Raw genomic sequence first — 19,354 nt, 5'->3', positions numbered from 1 at the left:
TGCATCTGACCGTAGCCCCGGAGCGGATTATTTTCTGCAAAAATGCTTTATAACGGCTTCATTAAGGAATCAGGTTACCCGGATATCACAGTTATTAACGATAAATATCAGCGTTTTCAGGAAAACCATCTATGAACTGGCAGCTCAAAACCTTTAAACAACTTTCTGTTGATCAGCTCTATCAATTGCTGAAACTGCGCAGTGATATTTTTGTTGTTGAGCAGGAATGTGCTTACAGCGACCTGGATAATCTGGATCGTTTGCCGGATTGCCTGCATCTAATGGGTTATGGCACTCCGGAACTAACGGATAAAGATCAGGCCCCATCTGAACCTGCATTAATCGCTTATGCCCGTTTATTGCCCCCGGACAGCTCCTATCAGGCTATGAGCAGCATAGGACGAGTGCTGGTTAATCCTGATTACAGAATTAAAGGTATGGGGCATCAGTTAATGCAACGAGCTAAAGAACATGCTCTGCAGTACTGGCCAGACACCGCGATTAAAATTGGCGCCCAGGCTCATCTGGAATCGTTTTATGCTCAGCACGGTTTCATAACAATATCTGAGGTTTATATGGAAGATGGCATTCCTCATATTCATATGTTGTTTAATCCCATCCCATGAGTAAAGCATATGAGTGGCCCGGATTACTGATCACTCCGGGTCCGGCTATAGCGATCCTGGGACTATTACTGGGCAATCTGATTCTGACACTGGGAGATGTGGCGATTAAAGCAATCGGCTCAGTATCCGGGCTGTTCCAGTACCTGGCTTTGCGGCAGATCATCTCTTTGATTCTGGTTTATCCATTCTGGAGTCAGTTATCGGTATCGCAACGGCAACCCGGTGTACTCGGGATACATATGGTGAGAGGGCACCTCTCCCTGCTTGGAGGCATCTGTGCCTTGTATGCACTGTTACATCTGAGCCTGGCCACTGCTAATGTGATATTTTATGCCGCACCTCTGGTAACCTTGTTGCTGGCCCGGATCTGGCTGAAGCAAACACTGACCCGGATACAGATCACTCAGGTTTGCCTGGGGTTTGCCGGAGTGCTGATTGCTTTACGCCCTGATGATATCCATTGGGCCGCTTTAAGTGCACTGGTAGTCGCATTTACCCTGGCTCTGTTTAATCTGCTGACCTGCAAAATGCCGGAAGATCAGACCATGCGTGGAATGGTGTTCTGGAGTAACCTGACGGCATTACCTCTGACAGCCATACTGGCTATTATTTTCTGGCATCCGATTCAGACCAATATGCTGTTGCTGGCTTTTATCGTTTCTCTGACCACAGGTTTTTATCAGGTTATTGCTGCCAGAGCCTATCGCAGTAATGATGCCGGTGAGATCGTTATTGCAGAGTACTCAGGCTTGCTCTTTGCGTTACTGCTGGGGGTGTGGTGGTTTAACGAGCCAGCACACTGGTACACCCTGCTGGGTATACTACTGATCATTCTGCCTATTTGCTGGCAAAGCCTGAGACTCTGGCGGCAACGTAATAAACCTGTTATTTAACGACAAAACCTCATTTTCCCTTTACATTTAACCAGGTAAGGTTTAAAAATCGCGCCTTTTTACAGCGTCCCCAGTAAGGTTCAAAATCAGGCCAGCTCTGATAACCCGTCATGGTTTGGGTTATTGTTTTCATAGCACAAGATGTGCCTGAGATGAATTACAGGATGCGGCTGACTCATATAAAACCAGCAGAAAGTAGTCGGTATTAATCCAAGGAGCACCCCATGTCTGATCTGTCTTCATTTATTGCAGCTTTGCCAAAAGCAGAGCTACACCTCCATATCGAGGGATCATTTGAGCCTGAGCTGATGTTTGCTATTGCTGAGCGCAACGGTATTCGTTTGCCATATGGCAGTGTCGAAGAACTCAGAAGTGCCTATGCCTTTAATAATCTGCAGGAGTTCCTGGATATTTACTATCAGGGTATGAATGTACTGCAAAAAGAAGAAGATTATTATGATCTGACCATAGCCTATCTGAAACGTATCAAAGCAGATAATGTCCGGCATACGGAGATTTTCTGGGACCCTCAGGGACACCTGGAACGGGGGATTCCCTTCAGTACTCAGATTGACGGCATACTCAGAGCCCTTAAAGAGGGCGAAGAAACACTGGATATCAGCTATCGTCTTATCATGTCATTCTTACGTCACTTGTCAGAAGAGAGCGCTTTTGACACTCTGGCAGAAGCTGAACCCTATTTACAAGAAATTTACGCCATAGGTCTGGATTCCTCTGAAACCGGTCATCCTCCGGAAAAGTTTGCCCGGGTCTTCGCAGCCTGTAAAGATAAAGGACTGAAGGTGACCGCTCACGCAGGTGAAGAAGGTCCTGCGGAGTATGTCTGGCAGGCACTGGATCTGATAAAGGTGGACCGTATTGATCATGGCAATCGTTCACTGGAAGACCCGGAACTGGTGAAACGCCTGGCAGCAGATCAGCAGGTTCTGACCGTATGCCCTCTGTCTAACCTGAAGCTGTGTGTTGTCAGTGATCTGAATGAACACCCTGTTCCAGCTATGCTGAATGCCGGGTTAAAAGCAACGATTAACTCAGATGATCCGGCTTATTTCGGTGGCTATATGAATGATAATCTTAACGCCCTGCAACAGGCCGTGAATCTTGACCAGCGGCAACTGGTGACCCTGACACGTAATGCGATTGATGGCAGCTGGGCAACGGAGGAACGTAAACAGGTATTACGGGCAGAACTGAAAGAGATATGTCAGGCGTTTTCAGTGATCTGAATATTATCTGGATATTCAGGTTAGCCAGTCAGTAGCAGAGAAAAAGGTCCCGAAGGTTTAGCCTTCCTTCGGGACAATAACGAGAGCATATATAAAAACTGAGAAAGATACGCTCTTGCCAGCAGCGGCAAATCTGAAAGTCAGCTATCCGGCTGACAATAATAGAGTCTGCGTTTTCTGGCGTCCCCTCGCGATTGACAAAAACGGTTCAGAGCTTCGACAGACTGTGCAATTTTCTTTTTCTCCAGCACGATAAAGGCTGGACTTTCTAATTGTTGTAAAACGGTGCTCAGTGGCAAAGGGGCCTGAATCGCTTTGCCTCTGGAGTAGAACTGAGCGGAGAAAGGTCTTTTTCTCAGATAAATCAATTCACTGTTAACGGCCTCTGGCTGACGCATCCACTGATCCAGCAGTTTCTTTTCTGCCTCTTTACTACTGACATCGGAGTTTAACCCCCATACCACAGCAATCACTATCACAGGGGCCAGCAGTCCCGCTGAGAAAATCCTTGTCGGTAACGACTGGCGACGATGATATTCTGCTACCAGCAAGGCCATCGCCGGTATTCCGGGTAGCACATAACTGGGCAGAATATTGCCTGCAAAAGTGAATAACATCATAGGCGATAACATCCAGCACCATAAAAACCCCGTGTATCCCTGAGGTTTACCCTCTGCCAGTACCGGACGTTTCTTCAGATAACGATACAACTGCCATAACAAAAGTGGTCCCCAGGGTAGCGACACCATAAGCCAGTACAGCCAGATAGTCCCACGTACTTCATTATGGGCGGAGCCATACAGATCTCCCTGCCAGCCACTGATAACAAAGCGCTTAAAGTGCTCACCAACAATAAAGTAGTTAAGGAAACCAGGAGTCTGGCTTTCAGCGATCAGATACCAGGGCAGAGATAGCGTCAGAAACAACGCGGAACCGCCAATCCAGGGCAAACGTTTATGTATACTCATCCAGCGATTATCAGACACCAGCCAGAGTGTCAGACTGATCCCTACCAGCACCAGTATCAGCGGCCCTTTAGCCAGCATACCAATCGCTAACCCGACAAAAAACAGATAACCCCAGGCCTTTGATCCACTATGCCATGCCTGCCAGAAGCCGATCATACTCAGGGTCACCCCGAGTGTCAGTGCCGTATCGGTCATCACAGCTCCGGACATCAGAAGAAAAGCGCAGGTTGTCGTTAGCAACATGGCTGCAAGCCAGCTTTGCTCCAGCCCGCCCTCTTTCTTCTGCTTAAGCGGCCCAGATTCAGAGATAATACTGGCTTTATTAGCAGAACAGGCCACCGGAGGCATTTTTCGCCCTGCAAACCAGCCCGTCAACGCAATAATGATCATCCCCGTCATAAAATGAGGGACACGGGCAGCAAACTCATTAACACCAAAAGCCTCAAAGCCTGCGGCACTCATCCAGCTGAACAGAGGTGGCTTACCCCAGAAAGGCACCTCATAATCAAACATCGGTGTGATCCAGTTCCCGGTTTCAAACATAATCCGGGCCATCTCACCATACCGGGCTTCTGTTGTATCCATCAGGGGATACAACCCCAGAGACATCAGACGCAGCAGCAGTGTTATAAACACCATCAGCGCCATAAAACAGATCAGCTCTTTATGATTATCACACACTGTTCGGATGATCGGTTGCGGCTGTAGAACAGGCTCTTTTAAGTCATGCTCAGATAATTCAGTTTTTTCTGAAGGTACAGACGATGTATTTACTGACACAGCTCTGCCTCTCTGATATCTGTTTCAGGCCAGGTATCTGAGGCCGGTTTACGTTCTTCTTGCATCACCAGATATAAAGGTCGCTGCTTTGCTTCAATAAATAACCGCCCGACATATTCACCTAATAATCCGACGGACAGCAGCTGCACACCTCCTAGCAACAACACAGCCAACAGCACCGTCGAACCTCCTGTCATAGTCAGTACGGTCGCCAGCAGACAAACCACCAGACCGGCTAATGTTGCCAGCCGTAAAGGCCAGGTACTGAAAGAACTGATCCCCTCAAATGCCAGATTAAGTAATTGGGTGTAATTCCATTTGGTCTCTCCGGCCTGACGAGGATCCCGATCAAATACCAGAGTTGTGCGATTAAAACCAGGCCAGGCAAACAACCCCTTCATAAAACGGTTACGTTCAGGTAATCGGTTAATTTCATCAACCACTCTGCGATCCAGTAACCTGAAATCCCCCACATTCTGAGGAATAGGCATATCGCACAGTCGATTAATCAATTTATAAAAAGCCGCTGCCGTTGTGCGTTTAAACCAGCTTTCGCCAAACCGTTTTCTGCGCTGCATATCAACAACGTCATAGCCTTTCTTCCACTGAGCAACCATATCCGGCATCAGTTCCGGCGGATCCTGCAAATCAGCATCCAGCAGAATAACCGCCTGCCCTTTAGCCGCTTTCAGGCCCGCTGACATGGCCGCTTCTTTACCAAAGTTTCTGCTCAGACGAAGAGCGATAATTTCATGGCGCGGACTGACCAGGGTTTCAACCAGAGACCAGGTATTATCACGGCTGCCATCATCCACATAAACGACTTCACAAGCGTCATGAAGCTGGTCCAGTGCTTTACAGACTCTGTGATGACAGGCTTCAATCACTTCTTCTTCGTTGTACATAGGAATTACCACAGACAACAGAGGACTCTGTGGCGATGACTTGCTCTGTGCAGAACTCTGATCCTGATAACGGTTAAGCAGAGCATCCGCCTGATCAGAACGATCGGCAGTCTGTGCTGGAAAGAGTGTCAGTGTTGTCATAAAACGGGCCTCACTATCGTTTGGCGGTAGCTTAGTAACAACAACATAAGAAAAAGGTCGCTGACATTTTTTTCACATCAATCAGGCCAGATAAATCATACCCTTATCTTTTTCTGAGCAAATTTTTTGACTTTTTTTTCACCCGAAATCATGCTTAATTGAGCAATCAGAAATAACGTCTGATGGCCAGCACCACTCATAAAACTCCATTCATTCGTTCATAAAAGTAAGCTACCTGTACAACCCTTATCAATGAAGAGATACAGATCAGCATGAAACTACTGCTTGTTGAAGATCATCAGGATATTGCCGGTATTATTTTCGATTTTTTTGAAATAAAAGGTTATACCCTGGATTACGCCAGTAATGGTCAGCAAGGCTATGATCTGGCCAGAGAAAACTATTACGATCTGATCATTCTGGACGTCATGCTGCCCAGAATGGACGGTTATACGGTCTGTAATAAGTTACGTGACCAGGGAATCGATACGCCCATTCTGATGCTGACCGCCAGAGATACCCGGGAAGATACTCTGACAGGGTTCCAGCAAGGCGCTGATGATTATCTGGTCAAGCCGTTTGATCTGGATATTCTCGAAGCCCGTATCAATGCACTGACCCGGCGCAGGAACGGTCAGACCGCCAATAAGTTTTTATCTTTTGGCCAGTTATCTCTGGATATGAACAACCATACTCTGACCCGTGGGGATTGCCGGTTTTCTCTGAACCCAACGCTGTTTACCCTGATGAAGCTACTCATTATGCGAGCGCCGGATGTAGTCAGCAAAGACGAAATGATCAACGCCTTATGGGGAGAAGACGAACCCGACGGTAATGTGCTACGCAGCCATATCTACCAGCTACGTAGTCAGATCGATAAGCCTTTCAGTCACCACTACCTTAAAACCGTAACAAAAGTCGGCTACCAACTGGTTTCTGAGGAGGCACAGTGAAATATCCATCATCAGATGAATATTCATCAGAGCCCAGCATTCAGCCAGAGTTCGAATATGGGGAGGCAGGCATAAAACGGGCTCGCACGGCAAAACAACTGACCTTTATCTATTTTTCCATTCTGGCCTTCGCCATCATCACTTTTTATCTGGCAATCTTTGAAATCATTCTGGAAGATATGGAGCAGTTAACAGCTCAGAACAGAATGAAACAAGATGCGATTGTTGCGGAAAAGCAGCTGGAGAATTTATGGGGAAAAGGAAATAAAGTTAATAGTTTAACCATTCCTCCATTCAGTCATGTCTACCTGGACAACCCTATTGGAGTATCGGGTATTTCTGTTGAGCCAACTTTTCTGGACTCCCTTAGCACAGATATCGCGTACGAAGTTAATACCGATCTTATAGGCGAAGGTGAATATGAATATTACATAATGCGCACAGAAATAAGCCTTCAGGGAGAAAAGAAATTTATTTATCTGCTGCATCTGGATTCTGTTTATGAGCAGAGTGAAGAAGAAGTATTTCAGACACAGACAAAACAGCTGGTGCTCAGCTTTGCTCTTCTGTGTCTGAGTTTATGGATTGTTTTGCGGATATCCGAAATCCTGACGGCACCTCTTTCAGGCTTGTCCGAAACTCTCGCCAGGCGTTCAGCTCAGGACCTGGAGCCGATTCCACCACCAGAAGGAGTAGCTACCCGAGAAGTACTACAACTGGTGGAACAACTTAACCAGTATCAGAATAAGATTCATCAGTTACTGGAAAGAGAGCGGGCTTTTAATCGTTACGCCAGCCATGAATTACGGACCCCCTTGATGGTAATCAAAGGTGCAGTTTCTCTTCTGGGACATTCAGACGATCCTGCATTTATCGAGAAACAGCGCCAGAGACTACATCACGCCAGTACTGAAATGAATGACTTTGTCAGCACCTTACTCTCTCTGACCCGGGAAGAAGATATCAGTAAATTATCACCGCGCCCGCTCCGGTACCAGGAGTTGAGCGATATTCTTGAAGCCCACCGTCTTTTGTTAAAAGACAAAGAAGTCATAGCTGAAGTAGAGCTGGATCATGAACTTCAGGTCATTATTCCGGAAACCAGTCTGAAAATCCTGTTAGGTAATCTGATTAAGAACGCTTTTGCCTGTACCGAACAGGGCCGGGTCACTCTGCGCGTGGAAGCTGACAATATTTCAGTGTCAGACACAGGTACAGGGCTGGACAGTAAACCCAGAGGCGTTGAGGGCTTTGGTCTGGGATTGCTGATTGCTCATGATATATGCCGCAAGTACAGCTGGACACTCAGTTTGAGTAATAATGCAGAGGGTGGCTGCACTGCCAGAATTGATATCAATAATGGAGACATACCGGCTCCCTGAGCACAATGCTCCTTTATTTAAAATACTCCTTTATTTAAAAAGCCACACTGCATGAGTTGTCATACTGAAGGTTTAAGCTGGCAGATCAATTTTCAGTCATGGCTTACTCGGGATGAACAAGGCACTTACTCAGGTTATTTCCAGAATACAGGAACTGATCAATCGGCAGGAAGTCATCGAAGCCTGGCTGCAGAAACAGAGCCAACAGCCCCGACAAGCACTAACCGATGCTGTGACGCAGAGACAGCATCTGGCTGAACTGGAGCTACTGGTCAACCGGTTGCATCCGGCTGATATTGCCCTGTTACTGGAATCAGTACCGCCTGAACAGCGAACACTAATCTGGAATCATGTGGAGCAGAAAAGCGCTGGAGCAGTGTTACTGGAGGCCTCAGATCCTATTCGTCAGCAACTGATCAGACAGTCCCATTCCGATGATCTGTCTGCTGTGGCCAGGCATCTGGAAAATGATGAGATCGCTGACCTGGTACATGACCTGCCGAAAGAAATCATACCAGACCTGCTATCCAGCCTGCCCGGAGAAGACAGAGACGCCGTGCGATCTGCTCTGAGTTTTCCTGAGCACTGTGTAGGGGCCTGGATGGAATTTGATATTACGGCCGTCACACAACACATGAGCCTGGATAATGTACTGAGTAAACTCAGAGATCAGGGAGAATTGCCCGATAATACCGGCTATATCATGGTCACTGATGAAGCAGGTAGCCTCACAGGTATGCTGACACTGGAAGACCTGTTAATTCATCAGGGACAATTGAGTGTCGCTGAGGTTATGTCTCCCGTGGGCATATATTTCCAGACCAGGGATCAGGCCGAGGATGCTGCCAGAAGCTTTGAGCGTTATGAACTGATCATAGCGCCGGTTGTGAATAGCCATAATAAACTGGTCGGTGTTCTCAGAGTCAGTGCCCTGATGGATCTGATGGATAAGCTGGCTCAACAGAAGATGCTGGTGCAGGCTGGTCTCAGTAACGAAGAAAACCTGTTTGATCCTATCAGCCGTTCAGCTCGGAATCGCTGGCCGTGGATAGCTCTGAATCTTCTGATTGTCTTTATCGCGTCACAGATTATTGACCAGTTTGAACAGGTGATCAGTCAGACAGTGGCTCTGGCTGCTCTTTTGCCCATTACCGCCAACATTGGCGGCAATGCCGGAAATCAGGTTGTTGCTCTGGTTATCAGAGGGCTGGCCACACAACAACTGGCACCGGACAATCGGCTGCAATTAGTCAGAAAAGAGTTATCGGTCGCTTTACTGAATGGTGCTCTCTGGGGAACGATTACCGGATTTCTGACCTTGCTTCTGTATCAGAATATCAATCTGGGATTCGTCATGTTACTGGCGATGTTCTGCACGATGCTGTTTGCCGCCTGCATCGGTGTCGGCATCCCTATTCTGCTTAAAGCTCTGGGGCAGGACCCGGCACTGGGCAGCAGCGTTATCATTACCGGCACTACCGATACTCTGGGCTTTTTTATCTTCCTTGGCCTGGCCGCTATGATTCTTTAAGTAGCCATCAATCTGCTTCGAAGCGCTTTCAGTTACGAAGCTCTGACTTTTTGTAATTTCTTTTTCCCTTATCCGGTTAAAAGCGTTGCGCTTTGTATCCTGTCGCTGAAATGCGCGATGGGTCTCACTTTATCAGAATAACCTGGTGCTATACTCGGATTATTATTAAGGACTGATTATCATATGTAATAAGCATCTAATCATTTGATTATAAAAGAATATCTTAAAAGAAAGATTGAAACACTTCACAGCGTATTACAGGATTACCCTTATGTTGACCGCTCTGACCAGAGCAAGCCTGTCCGGACTTGCACTTCTGATATCAGACTACAGCCTGGCCCATGAGACCTATGGCCCTGGAGAAGTATTTACGGAGCTGAGTTTTTTATCCGGTTTCAGCCACCCCTTCAGCGGGCTGGATCATCTGCTGGTGATGCTGGCAACCGGGTTGTGGGCCACCCATCTCAGTGATAGAAACCAGGATGCCTCTTACTGGAAAATTCCTGCAGCTTTTATCGTCATGATGCTGATAGGAGGTGTTCTGGCGGCATCAGGTATACGTTTTCCCTGGGCTGAAAGTACTGTGCAGATCTCCATGATCGTTACCGGCTTACTACTCGCCTCAGCCACGCGCTGTTCAACAGAAACAGGGGCTATGATTGCAGGTGTGTTCGCATTATTCCACGGTATTGCCCATGGTTCAGAAATGCCACCGGAAACACATGGGATGGCTTATGCTTCAGGACTTGCACTGTCGGTTGCTTTATTACAGTTAACCGGTATTACACTGGGTCGCTTCGACTCTATGGCCTGGAATAAACTGAACTCGCGTCTGGCAGGTGGTGCTATCATCATTACAGGATTATCTATTGCACTGGTCTGAGCCGATACCGGCTTCATAACAGAACATAACAATCCATCCCGAATGTAATGTCAGTAATAACAAAGCAGGCGTTTGCACCTGACAATGGCATACAGAGGCAATACAGATCAATCCGGTAATCAGCTACTATCATAGCAGGCAGATCAAAGCTAACCCGGAGTGATTTGCCATGCTAACCATAAAACATTTATTTGCCACAAGTCTGATTGTCCTGACTGCATTCACAACAGGCTGCGGATCAACAGCGTCATCCTACCAGCCCATTGTTGATGGCCCGAAAGGCCAGCGCTACCACAATGATCTGGCGGCCTGCTCATCTCTGGCAGAACAACGAAGTTACACCAATGATGATGTTAAATCAGAAGGGCTGATGGGTGCTGGAATTGGTGCCTTATTCGGAGCATTGGAAGATGGTGGTGAAGGCGCTGTAGCCGGAGCCATTATCGGTGGTGCCGCAGGCGCTGGTGGCCGGGCCTGGGATACCCGTGAAGAAAGAAAGCACATTGTGGTTCAGTGTATGCGTGGCCGGGGACACAGAGTGGTTGGTTAATAAGACCGAATCAATAACCGATCAGCTCTCAGGGCCTGTATAACGTGTTAACAGGCTCTTAGTCCGGCTTGATTATCAAACTGATAATGTCTGAGCTGATCAGTAAACCATTGCAGAGCCTTACCTTTACTGCTGCCGCGCCAGGCGACACTGATATCGGGCTGGCTTCTCTGTTCAGCCAGTAACAGCTGTCGAAGCTGCCCTCGTTCCAGAGCCTGCTGAATCCGGTAGCGAGGCAAATAGCCTACACCGGTTCCGGCGATCTGAGCTCGAATTTTATACTCCATAGTTGGCACAATAATCCGGCTGCGGCCATCCAGTAAGCCAATGGATTGCCCCGGCATATCCTGTGAACTGTCTGCCACAATAACAGTAGGCCAGGCTTCGATATCCCTGAGCGACAAAGGTTGTGGCTTCTGGCATAGCGGGTGGTGCTCTGCAACGGCAAACACAAATTCTACTACTCCCAGATAATGGCGTTTAAATCCCTGAGCCGGTGGTTCACCGGAAGCACCGATGACCAGGTCACAACGGTTAGCATTCAGCGCATCCCAGCTGCCCCCCAGTACTTCTTCTGTCAGCCTGATCTGTGTTCTGGGTTGTATTTGATGGAATTGAGCAATTAATTCGTAAACAGGCTCGGGGGTCAGCAGACTGTCAATACAGATCCTCAGCTCTGTTTCCCAGCCCTGTTCTGCCTCTCTCGCTCTGGCGGTCAGTTCTTCTGTTGCAACCAGTATCTGTCTGCCCTGATCCAGCAGCATACGCCCCGTCGGCGTCAACCGGGCTTTTCTGCGAGTTCGGTCAAACAGTACAACCCTGAGCTCTTCCTCCAGCTTGCTGACCGTATAAGACAGTGCAGAAGGGACTTTGTGCAATTCATCGGCAGCGGCTGCAAAGCTTCCTCTGCGATCGATAGCATCCAGAATTCTTAACGCTTCAAGTGTAATAGGGGAAGACATTGTTCAATTTTTTTGATCTTTTAAATCAAAACTCTCCGTTATTTTTTCCTGTTGCTCAGCGCTATAGTGCATACATCCGCTGAGGCAAACGATGTTGCAAGCTCAGCAGCTAATGAGAATAGCACAGATAAAGAATACTGAGGATTACGAGAATGAAAGATTCAATCATCAAAAAAATTGTAACAACAGACAATAACCTGGCTGCACTGGCGCTGCGTATTCCTGCAGGCATCATTTTTATGGCCCACGGTGCACAAAAACTATTTGGTGCATTCGGAGGTTATGGTCTGGAAGGTACTGGACAATGGATGGCATCTATTGGTCTTGAACCAGGTTATCTGATGGCTTTGGGGGCAGGCAGTGCCGAGTTCTTTGGTGGATTAGCTCTGTTACTGGGACTGCTGGTGCGCCCTGCGGCTCTGGTGCTGGCTTTTACCATGGTAGTGGCCATTCTGGCAGTTCATATCGGCAACGGATTGTTCATGAGTAATAATGGTTATGAATTTGGCCTGGCACTGTTATCCATCTCTGTCGCTCTGGTGTTCTCTGGTGGTGGTGCCTTATCAGCCGATCGGATTCTGCAGTATAAACTGGGAAGTGATGGCAAAAATACAGACTTTGTCACAACAGCCCGACAGGCCTGATCTTTCGACCACTCTGACAGGCAAATCAGGCAGGCACTGAGGCAATAGCATATTTTATTCGCCGGATATTAGCCGACCTGCCTGATAACACTTCTGATCCATACTGACACCATAAAACGGAGCAACATTATGCTGGCACTTCGTAAAGCCAATGACCGTGGACATGCTAATTTCGGCTGGCTGAATAGCCGACATACTTTTTCTTTTGCCAGTTATTACGATCCCAGGCATATGGGAATATCTGAATTAAGAGTAATTAATGATGACTGGGTTAGTCCGGGAATGGGGTTTGAAACTCATCCGCATCAGGACATGGAGATCATCAGTTATGTCGTAGAAGGCAGTATTGAGCACAAGGACACTATGGGATTTCACACGGTACTGAAAGCTGGGGATGTGCAGGTGATGAGCGCCGGAAGCGGTATCAGGCACAGTGAATTTAACCCATCTGCCACAGAGAACCTGAACTTTCTGCAAATCTGGATTCGCCCGGATACTCATGGCCTTAAGCCTGCCTATTATGAAAAAAATTTCTCTGATGCAAAGGGCGTGACACTGATTGCATCTGCTGATGCCAGAGATGGTTCGATGAAAGTTAACCAGGATATCAGCTTATATAAACTGAAATTTGATCATCAGAATGAACAGCTCAATATATCTGCACAGAGGACTTTTTATTTACATATGGTTGGTGGAGAGATGGTCGTAAATGGTGAAACCTTATTGACCGGAGATGGCATGACCATTACTGATGAAGAACGATTAACTCTGGATATCAGCAATCAGGCTGAAGCCTTATTATTTGATTTACCATAACTATCTGATAAAAAAGACAAAAGAAATCTCTTCAGATCATTACTGTTATCTCTCGTAATATAACTTTGCGTGAGTCTGTGAAACTATCATCACCAGATATCAGTTTTTTGTTATGTAATAAAGGACTACAGGATGACTGAAGATACAACAGATTATGCAGATCAGATTATCTCTTTTATTCAGGATATTGGCCTCACCGTTCGCTTTGAGTCTGTACCGGAAGATACTTTTTTACCCGGCATTCTTATTAAGGATGGCATTATTCTGGTTGACAGAAAACAGCTTAAGTATCCTGGCGATCTGTTACATGAAGCTGGGCATCTGGCTGTCATTCCTGCCAGCCGAAGACATGAAACAGGGGCTTATGTTGGCCATAACCCCAGCGAAGAAATGGCTGCTATAGCCTGGTCGTGGGCAGCATTAAAACACCTGAACCTGGCACCAGAGATAGTCTTCCACCCTGATGGTTATAAAGGGGGATCACAGAGTATTATTGATAACTTCTCTCAACAGCAATATTTTGGCACACCGATTCTGAGCTGGCTGGGAATGACACAGTGTGCATTCGCTTCAGCGGAGAATGACAGAATGGAAGTGGTTTTCCCTCAAATGAGCAAATGGCTGGCTGACGAGATGCCGGAATAAATTGTGTTTTACAGAGCCAGTCCTGAATCTGTGATTGAGTCCTGACTCTGTATCTTTTCTGAGTAGAAGTAATAAATAGCAGTTATCAGATTAATTGTTTACTAATCGCTTTGGCCAGAGTTTTGTCTGCCAGATACTTCTTTAGTTTCTTAACAGGTATCCAGCAACGCTTGCGTTCTCTTTTTTCTGGCCAGCGCTTCAGAATATTACGCACCTTCATCGGATAAATGATAACGCTGCGCTTTTTCCCTTTTTTACCGGAACAGGTATTCACAGCAAAGCATTTCCGGCGACTGAGAGTCCCCAGTACTCCGGCTTCTTCATAAGCTTCCAGTCGGGCAACATCTGCTTTGGATAGTTTTCTCTCCTTTTTCCCCATAGGGATCATCCAGTATCCATGTTGACGGGAAGTGACCAGGCAGATCTCATCTGCCCGGTTTTTCCGTTTTCTGACAGGTAAAGCGGCTATACGCTCTCTGCTCATACCCGGCCCCGTCAGCTATCCATAACCTGAGAGATCTCCTGCCAGAGATGGTTATAGGAGGAACCTCCGGCGGTGCGGGCTGCATAGCAGGCAACGGGAGAGCGGTGTTCCCCCATCTTCTCAATATCACTGGAGAAAGGCACCTGGGTTTCCAGCATATTTTTATAGCGTACCTGCATGCGCTCTATGGTGTTCTTATGCAGGTGTTTTGAGCGCTGTACCATAGAAAAGAACGGATAAATATTATCCAGTCTCAGCTCTTTATCCCGGAAGAAGTCCTGCAGTTGTTCAAAAGTGCGTTCAGACAGCGTTGTTGGAATGACAGGCACCACAATCATCTGAGCCGCCTGGAAAACCGCTTCACTCAGGTAACTCAGTGTAGGCGGACAGTCCAGAATAATCAGATCATACTCCTGCTTCAGACCTTTCAGCACCTGACGCAGACGACGATGGCGCTTTTTGTGATCACTGAGCAGCGCATCGAAGTGCCGGAAAGACTGATGGGCCGGAATGATATCCAGATTGTCATAATCTGATGCTTTGATCTGTTTCAGCAGCTCTTCATACGTATTGAAAAAGCGTTTTCCCCAGTTTTTCTTGCCGGAACGGACACGAAAATAAAATGAGGAAGCTCCCTGTGAATCCAGATCAATCAGCAGTGTGCGTAATCCGGATTGTGCCGCCGCATAGGCCAGGTTAACGGATGTCGCTGTTTTTCCTACGCCGCCTTTAATGCTATAACAGGCCAGAATCTTCATGCAGGGCTCCCTTTTGATGACTGAGCCATAGACGTCGGCTGGGTCAGTTGCTTAATCAGTTGTCGTACGTCATCGGCCAGAAAATCCTCCAGCTGACCACATACCTGTTCTCTTTCTTTTTGTTGTTTCATAAAGAGTACGCCAGACAATGCATGAACGGCTTTTTGTATCTCTTCAGAGGTTTTGTGGTTTTCCAGATAATGCTCCAGGCTTTCTCTTTGCACGGAGTAATCATTAAAGCGCCCCAGATTGTCCTGCAATTTTTTCAGGGCCTGCATCACCGGACGAACCCGCTCTTTGTCCAGCACCGGGCCGAAAAACTCCAGCAGATAACGCAGTTTCTTACAATCCAGACGAATCTCATGCACATCATCATCCGGAGTCTGATCATGAATCAGGGCTGCATCTTTGGCGATTTGTTTATAGCGCTTACGGATACGCTGAGCGGCCACTTCAGCAATTGGGAGATGGCCTTTTTCACCGGGTTCTGATGGACAGCTCTTCAGGGTTTCTTCAATCGCTGATACCTTATTCAAATAAGGAGTGTTCTGCAGGTACGCCGCCACCCGTTTTTGTTCCCGGTTGCGTTCCCTGGTAAAATGCTGAAACAGCTCTTCAAGTCCGGGCTGTAGCTTTTCCGGAACCAGACCAAAATAGTAATCCCGGTCTTCCAGATAGACATCCAGATCCCGTAAACGGTTAGTTTCTCTGGCCAGATCACCCAGAGCATCCTTAAACCACAGGCTTTGCTCAGGACCGATATAGTTCTTCATCTGAGCAAATAACGCCCGCATACGGCGCAGAGCAACCCGATACTGATGCAGGAACTCAGTGTCCAGATCCTGAATAATACCGTCTTCGTTAATGCGGACATTTTTCCACATTTTGCGAACCATTTTGCTGCATGCGTCAGCAGATGCCATCTCGGGTGGCACTTTGGTTTTTGGTTTGGATTTATACTTGCCCGGTTTGATATCCAGCAACTCCAGACTCAGGCGATACAAATGACGTTCCGGATTTTCCGGCTCTGCTTCCAGAATACAGCTCAGTGCTTCACGGTAATCCTTGTCGTAACCTCTCATGCTGGTCAGTTCCCACATATCGGCATAGCCAGAGCGGGTGATGACCAGTTTGCAGACCTTTTTTTCGTCTTCGAAATTACGTAACGCATACTCTCTGACGCTGGTCTCAACTTCTGCCATAGGCAGCAACCGGCGAATATCAGAAACTTGCCACAATCTGTCGCTGAGATTCTGATTTCTGAAGCTTCTGGCAAAAGAAGGCGATACTTCGTTATCAAAGGTCTGGCTGTCGTTACCTTCCGTCAGAATAATCTGGCCCCGGATATTACTGGCCAGCAGAAAATCCTTACGCCATAAACGCCATTCAAAGTCATCGTAAAAGGTGAGAGTATCCTGCTCGTGGCAAATAAGATCGGGCAGAAAGTGTGTCTGCATTCTTTCCAGAATCTGTTCACTTTGATCGGCATCCTGTATCAGCCACCTGGAATGCTTAACCATAAGACGCTATTTCCGTTTTTTAAGTTTGATATGCCCGGCAAGGTAATCTTCAATCAGTTGTTCGGCTATTTTCTGAACACTGGTTTCTTCTTCAATTGCCTTGATTTTCAGAGCCTTCAGAGTCTTGTTGCTCAACCTGAGAGAAGTATTTTTTTTCTTCTCTTCTATTTCTGATTCTGATTTTTCTTTACTCATTTGATTGACCCTTGTCAGCTATAGAGCCTGTCATGATGTAATGACGTCACCGAGTATGCCGATAAAATGTTTCGACTTCAAATTAATTCCTTGTGACAGCGATACAACTTAAGTCGGATAAGCAGGATGAATGAGAGCAAATGTATCGGCATGTACTCTTCGAAGACAATAGTGATGCACTTTGCTACAAAGACATGGCTGAATACGGATTTACCCCTGAGTACTCTGAGCTGAAAATATATTGCAGCAATCAGCATGATATGAATAAAACAGGGAACAGAGATGATGCACAGAATAAAAGCCATATTACTGTTTATGGTGGTGATTCTTTCAGGATGTCTGGGACGAACCGACAGCGATACAACCGTCAGAATGACGCTACCTGAGCAAAAAGTGGTGACACCGGATAAAGTTGAAATACAGTTTGTTATTCGGGATCGCTTTGGTCAGCCCAATGAGATTTTTCTCAGAGGGGAGCCGGTTACCTTTGATTATCAGATTACTAATAACGGAACTCAGGACCTGAAATATCAACTGACTCATCCGGCACATGATATCAGTATCACCCAATCTGATAAGCTGATCTGGTCACCATTTCATGACATGGTATTTCTTCAGGTGGTCATCTCCGGGGTGCTGAAATCAGGCGAACGCCTGGATTTTACTAAGGTCTGGAATGGTCTGGATCTGGAAGGTAATCAGGTTCAACCGGGACAGTATCTGGTACAGCCATCACTCACTATATTTATACAGGACGGTATGCTGGCAGAGCCTGAGGCTCAATCACTCTGGATTAACTGATTTTCTGGTTTCTGAGTGCCGATTATTGCTCCGACAGGCTGGCTTCTTACTAAGAGCCTGTTCATAATCTCTCATTTCCAGGGTAATCCCGGAAATGAGACAAAAATACCCCAGCGATATCACCCGTGAGCAGTTTCAGCATATTCTTCCAATTCTGGAGTGAAAGCTTAATACCAGTCTCCAGTTCACACATTTGGCATTCCTTTGTTCTGTTGCTTCGAAGATTATGAGCAGGCACTTAAATTATAAAGAAGCCAGATAGCGAGCTTCCATCTCCTGCTGGCTTTCCGGTTTAGCGGCGTCTCCTAGCTGATCGTTCAGCATTTGTCCCATCGTTGGAAAATCACTTCGCTCAATCCGGGCATCAGCCGACCACAACCGGGAGCGCATAAAAGCCTTTGCACAGTGTAAAAAGACTTCTTTTACCTTCACCTGAATAACCGATTGTGGCCGATGCTTTTCTGTCGCAGAGTCTCCCTGAACAAAGCGATCCAGATACTCATCATCAGTACAGACAAACGCTTCACCATTCACTCTCAGGGTTTCATTAACGCCCGGAATCATAAACAGACAACCGATCTGACCGTTTTCAACAATATTCACCAGGCTATCCAGCCGGTTATTGCCTTTGGCATCAGGAATCAACAGCGTATTGTCATCCAGCACATGAATAAAGCCAGGCTGGCCACCACGAGGAGATGCATCTACCTGACCATGAATGTTACAGGTCGAAATAACAGCAAAAGGAGAGGTATGAATAAAACGCCTGGAGTGTTGCTCCAGAGCAGGCAGTTGTTTCTGCTTAGCGCGCCCGACAGGATAGCCATAGAGCGCTCTTAGTTGTTCTTCCGTTTCAATTTTCATCATTATCTCCATTCAGGCTGTATTTCAGAATCGCTTCCACACAGGGCAAATTTATTTAGTTCAGAATATATATTGGCTCATCGCCATCACACCAGGGCGAATATTTTTTCATTGCCTGCGTAAACAGATCACTGGCAATCCACCATTGCAACCAGGCGTGTAATTCAGGGTAAGGCGCTTTGTAAAACCAGTCCCGGTCGACATGCGCAAACTGACGGATAAAAGGCATAATGGTGATATCTGCCAGGCATGGGGCCTCACCAGATAGAAAGACAGGGCGCGCCTGTGCTGCCGGATAATCGCCTTCAGACTGAGTCCGTAACTCGGCTAAGAGCTGTTCCAGCTGTAACAGAAAGTGTTCCCCTTTCTGACGGTAAGCTTCAGCCGTTTTTTCAGGATAACGATCCGCGTACTTATAACGATCCAGCCAATGTTTAAACTCGCCGTCGTTATAATCTGTCAGTGCAACCAGTTTTTGTTGGAGCGCTTCATACTGCCAGCCACCCGGAGTCTTCAGCAAACCATCCGGATCACTCTGATTCAGGGCCCATTGCATAATGTCCCGGCTCTCATCAATCACCTGTCCATCCGGTAAGATCAGTACAGGAACCGTACCTTTCGGGCTTATGGTCAGCATATGTTCAGGCTTATTTTTTAGCACAATTTCACGTAACTCAACCTGCTGACCTGCACTCATAATGGCCAGCCTGGCTCTCATAGCATAGGGGCAACGCCGGAAAGAATAGAGTATTGCTGTATCTGTCATATCGGACAATGCCTGTATCTCCTGTTATCGAGCGACTCGC

General features: G+C 47.0%; 21 protein-coding genes. 12 read left to right on the top strand and 9 right to left on the bottom strand.

Annotated features, from left to right (window positions below; translation table 11 throughout):
- Window positions 1–131 precede the first annotated feature (131 nt).
- From H4O21_RS07050 to H4O21_RS07040, 3 genes are all read left to right on the top strand, one after another.
- Window positions 132–626 (top strand): GNAT family N-acetyltransferase, encoded by a 495-nt coding sequence (locus tag H4O21_RS07050; protein WP_182808130.1) that lies wholly within the window; start codon window positions 132–134, stop codon window positions 624–626.
- The gene (locus tag H4O21_RS07045; RefSeq protein ID WP_182808129.1) at window positions 623–1,519 is read left to right on the top strand and encodes a DMT family transporter; all 897 of its coding nucleotides are present in this window, start codon (window positions 623–625) and stop codon (window positions 1,517–1,519) included. Before H4O21_RS07050 ends, H4O21_RS07045 begins: the two co-directional genes overlap by 4 nt.
- Before the next feature lie 224 nt (window positions 1,520–1,743).
- Window positions 1,744–2,766, top strand: coding sequence for an adenosine deaminase (locus H4O21_RS07040; RefSeq protein ID WP_182808128.1), 1,023 nt, complete (start codon window positions 1,744–1,746; stop codon window positions 2,764–2,766).
- 140 nt (window positions 2,767–2,906) lie between these two features.
- On the opposite strand, the gene H4O21_RS07035 is transcribed toward H4O21_RS07040, so the two are convergent.
- Window positions 2,907–4,514 carry an ArnT family glycosyltransferase gene (locus H4O21_RS07035; protein ID WP_220495547.1) on the bottom strand — a complete coding sequence of 536 codons (1,608 nt, stop codon included), beginning with the start codon at window positions 4,512–4,514 and terminating at the stop codon, window positions 2,907–2,909.
- Complete coding sequence (locus H4O21_RS07030; protein WP_182808127.1) at window positions 4,505–5,560, bottom strand: glycosyltransferase family 2 protein; 1,056 nt, start codon at window positions 5,558–5,560, stop codon at window positions 4,505–4,507. Before H4O21_RS07030 ends, H4O21_RS07035 begins: the two co-directional genes overlap by 10 nt.
- A 272-nt stretch (window positions 5,561–5,832) precedes the next feature.
- Between H4O21_RS07030 and H4O21_RS07025 the strand changes: the two genes are divergently transcribed.
- The 5 genes from H4O21_RS07025 (at window position 5,833) to H4O21_RS07005 (ending at window position 10,859) form a co-directional block, all read left to right on the top strand.
- Window positions 5,833–6,513: a response regulator transcription factor gene (locus H4O21_RS07025; protein WP_182808126.1), complete on the top strand. Its 681-nt coding sequence runs from the start codon at window positions 5,833–5,835 to the stop codon at window positions 6,511–6,513.
- Entirely contained in the window at window positions 6,510–7,895 is a 1,386-nt protein-coding gene (locus tag H4O21_RS07020) for a sensor histidine kinase (protein ID WP_220495546.1), read from the top strand. Before H4O21_RS07025 ends, H4O21_RS07020 begins: the two co-directional genes overlap by 4 nt.
- Before the next feature lie 112 nt (window positions 7,896–8,007).
- Entirely contained in the window at window positions 8,008–9,426 is a 1,419-nt protein-coding gene (mgtE, locus tag H4O21_RS07015; RefSeq protein WP_182808125.1) for a magnesium transporter, read from the top strand.
- A gap of 271 nt (window positions 9,427–9,697) precedes the next feature.
- The gene (locus tag H4O21_RS07010; protein ID WP_182808124.1) at window positions 9,698–10,309 is read left to right on the top strand and encodes a HupE/UreJ family protein; all 612 of its coding nucleotides are present in this window, start codon (window positions 9,698–9,700) and stop codon (window positions 10,307–10,309) included.
- A gap of 169 nt (window positions 10,310–10,478) precedes the next feature.
- Entirely contained in the window at window positions 10,479–10,859 is a 381-nt protein-coding gene (locus H4O21_RS07005) for a YMGG-like glycine zipper-containing protein (RefSeq protein WP_182808123.1), read from the top strand.
- Between the two features lie 47 nt (window positions 10,860–10,906).
- Here the strand turns inward: H4O21_RS07005 and H4O21_RS07000 are convergent, their stop codons facing one another.
- Window positions 10,907–11,821, bottom strand: a complete 915-nt coding sequence (locus H4O21_RS07000; RefSeq protein ID WP_182808122.1) for a LysR family transcriptional regulator — start codon at window positions 11,819–11,821, stop codon at window positions 10,907–10,909.
- A 152-nt stretch (window positions 11,822–11,973) separates the two neighbouring features.
- Here H4O21_RS07000 and H4O21_RS06995 point away from each other — a divergent pair, with 152 nt between their 5' ends.
- The 3 genes from H4O21_RS06995 (at window position 11,974) to H4O21_RS06985 (ending at window position 13,926) form a co-directional block, all read left to right on the top strand.
- Entirely contained in the window at window positions 11,974–12,465 is a 492-nt protein-coding gene (locus H4O21_RS06995) for a DoxX family protein (protein WP_182808121.1), read from the top strand.
- Window positions 12,466–12,594: 129 nt separating this feature from the next.
- On the top strand, window positions 12,595–13,281 hold the full coding sequence (locus H4O21_RS06990; RefSeq protein ID WP_182808120.1) for a pirin family protein: 687 nt from the start codon (window positions 12,595–12,597) through the stop codon (window positions 13,279–13,281).
- A gap of 132 nt (window positions 13,282–13,413) precedes the next feature.
- Window positions 13,414–13,926 carry a hypothetical protein gene (locus H4O21_RS06985; RefSeq protein WP_182808119.1) on the top strand — a complete coding sequence of 171 codons (513 nt, stop codon included), beginning with the start codon at window positions 13,414–13,416 and terminating at the stop codon, window positions 13,924–13,926.
- Window positions 13,927–14,011: 85 nt separating this feature from the next.
- Here H4O21_RS06985 and H4O21_RS06980 read toward each other — a convergent pair whose 3' ends face one another.
- Genes H4O21_RS06980 through H4O21_RS06965 form a run of 4 tightly spaced genes read right to left on the bottom strand, consistent with a single transcriptional unit; the run spans window position 14,012 to window position 16,883 of the window.
- Window positions 14,012–14,410, bottom strand: a complete 399-nt coding sequence (locus tag H4O21_RS06980) for an NUDIX hydrolase (RefSeq protein ID WP_182808118.1) — start codon at window positions 14,408–14,410, stop codon at window positions 14,012–14,014.
- A gap of 11 nt (window positions 14,411–14,421) precedes the next feature.
- Complete coding sequence (locus tag H4O21_RS06975; protein ID WP_182808117.1) at window positions 14,422–15,168, bottom strand: ParA family protein; 747 nt, start codon at window positions 15,166–15,168, stop codon at window positions 14,422–14,424.
- Window positions 15,165–16,688: a CHAD domain-containing protein gene (locus H4O21_RS06970; RefSeq protein ID WP_182808116.1), complete on the bottom strand. Its 1,524-nt coding sequence runs from the start codon at window positions 16,686–16,688 to the stop codon at window positions 15,165–15,167. The genes H4O21_RS06975 and H4O21_RS06970 overlap by 4 nt, the downstream gene beginning before the upstream one ends.
- Before the next feature lie 6 nt (window positions 16,689–16,694).
- On the bottom strand, window positions 16,695–16,883 hold the full coding sequence (locus tag H4O21_RS06965; RefSeq protein WP_182808115.1) for a CopG family transcriptional regulator: 189 nt from the start codon (window positions 16,881–16,883) through the stop codon (window positions 16,695–16,697).
- A gap of 282 nt (window positions 16,884–17,165) precedes the next feature.
- On the opposite strand from H4O21_RS06965, the gene H4O21_RS06960 reads away from it, so the two are divergent.
- Window positions 17,166–17,684: a BsuPI-related putative proteinase inhibitor gene (locus tag H4O21_RS06960; protein WP_182808114.1), complete on the top strand. Its 519-nt coding sequence runs from the start codon at window positions 17,166–17,168 to the stop codon at window positions 17,682–17,684.
- A 243-nt stretch (window positions 17,685–17,927) separates the two neighbouring features.
- Here the strand turns inward: H4O21_RS06960 and H4O21_RS06955 are convergent, their stop codons facing one another.
- Together H4O21_RS06955 and H4O21_RS06950 are read right to left on the bottom strand one after the other, a co-directional pair.
- On the bottom strand, window positions 17,928–18,551 hold the full coding sequence (locus H4O21_RS06955) for a pyridoxamine 5'-phosphate oxidase family protein (RefSeq protein ID WP_306667869.1): 624 nt from the start codon (window positions 18,549–18,551) through the stop codon (window positions 17,928–17,930).
- Between the two features lie 52 nt (window positions 18,552–18,603).
- Window positions 18,604–19,314 (bottom strand): glutathione S-transferase, encoded by a 711-nt coding sequence (locus tag H4O21_RS06950; protein ID WP_182808178.1) that lies wholly within the window; start codon window positions 19,312–19,314, stop codon window positions 18,604–18,606.
- Window positions 19,315–19,354: the final 40 nt, after the last annotated feature.

The sequence above is a fragment of the Oceanospirillum sediminis genome, from assembly GCF_014164585.1.
Taxonomy (GTDB): domain Bacteria; phylum Pseudomonadota; class Gammaproteobacteria; order Pseudomonadales; family Halomonadaceae; genus Oceanospirillum; species Oceanospirillum sediminis.
This window is presented reverse-complemented; position numbering and strand designations above follow the sequence as displayed.

Bases quoted from the DNA above. Each gene is read 5' to 3' on its own strand.
- H4O21_RS07040 (WP_182808128.1), top strand. From the start codon at position 1,744: ATGTCTGATCTGTCTTCATTTATTGCAGCTTTGCCAAAAGCAGAGCTA.
- H4O21_RS06950 (WP_182808178.1), bottom strand. From the start codon at position 19,314: ATGACAGATACAGCAATACTCTATTCTTTCCGGCGTTGCCCCTATGCT.
- H4O21_RS06990 (WP_182808120.1), top strand. From the start codon at position 12,595: ATGCTGGCACTTCGTAAAGCCAATGACCGTGGACATGCTAATTTCGGC.
- H4O21_RS07010 (WP_182808124.1), top strand. From the start codon at position 9,698: ATGTTGACCGCTCTGACCAGAGCAAGCCTGTCCGGACTTGCACTTCTG.
- H4O21_RS06975 (WP_182808117.1), bottom strand. From the start codon at position 15,168: ATGAAGATTCTGGCCTGTTATAGCATTAAAGGCGGCGTAGGAAAAACA.
- mgtE (WP_182808125.1), top strand. From the start codon at position 8,008: ATGAACAAGGCACTTACTCAGGTTATTTCCAGAATACAGGAACTGATC.
- H4O21_RS07030 (WP_182808127.1), bottom strand. From the start codon at position 5,560: ATGACAACACTGACACTCTTTCCAGCACAGACTGCCGATCGTTCTGAT.
- H4O21_RS07025 (WP_182808126.1), top strand. From the start codon at position 5,833: ATGAAACTACTGCTTGTTGAAGATCATCAGGATATTGCCGGTATTATT.
- H4O21_RS07050 (WP_182808130.1), top strand. From the start codon at position 132: ATGAACTGGCAGCTCAAAACCTTTAAACAACTTTCTGTTGATCAGCTC.
- H4O21_RS06985 (WP_182808119.1), top strand. From the start codon at position 13,414: ATGACTGAAGATACAACAGATTATGCAGATCAGATTATCTCTTTTATT.
- H4O21_RS06965 (WP_182808115.1), bottom strand. From the start codon at position 16,883: ATGAGTAAAGAAAAATCAGAATCAGAAATAGAAGAGAAGAAAAAAAAT.
- H4O21_RS06995 (WP_182808121.1), top strand. From the start codon at position 11,974: ATGAAAGATTCAATCATCAAAAAAATTGTAACAACAGACAATAACCTG.
- H4O21_RS06970 (WP_182808116.1), bottom strand. From the start codon at position 16,688: ATGGTTAAGCATTCCAGGTGGCTGATACAGGATGCCGATCAAAGTGAA.
- H4O21_RS07005 (WP_182808123.1), top strand. From the start codon at position 10,479: ATGCTAACCATAAAACATTTATTTGCCACAAGTCTGATTGTCCTGACT.
- H4O21_RS06955 (WP_306667869.1), bottom strand. From the start codon at position 18,551: ATGATGAAAATTGAAACGGAAGAACAACTAAGAGCGCTCTATGGCTAT.
- H4O21_RS07045 (WP_182808129.1), top strand. From the start codon at position 623: ATGAGTAAAGCATATGAGTGGCCCGGATTACTGATCACTCCGGGTCCG.
- H4O21_RS06960 (WP_182808114.1), top strand. From the start codon at position 17,166: ATGATGCACAGAATAAAAGCCATATTACTGTTTATGGTGGTGATTCTT.
- H4O21_RS06980 (WP_182808118.1), bottom strand. From the start codon at position 14,410: ATGAGCAGAGAGCGTATAGCCGCTTTACCTGTCAGAAAACGGAAAAAC.
- H4O21_RS07000 (WP_182808122.1), bottom strand. From the start codon at position 11,821: ATGTCTTCCCCTATTACACTTGAAGCGTTAAGAATTCTGGATGCTATC.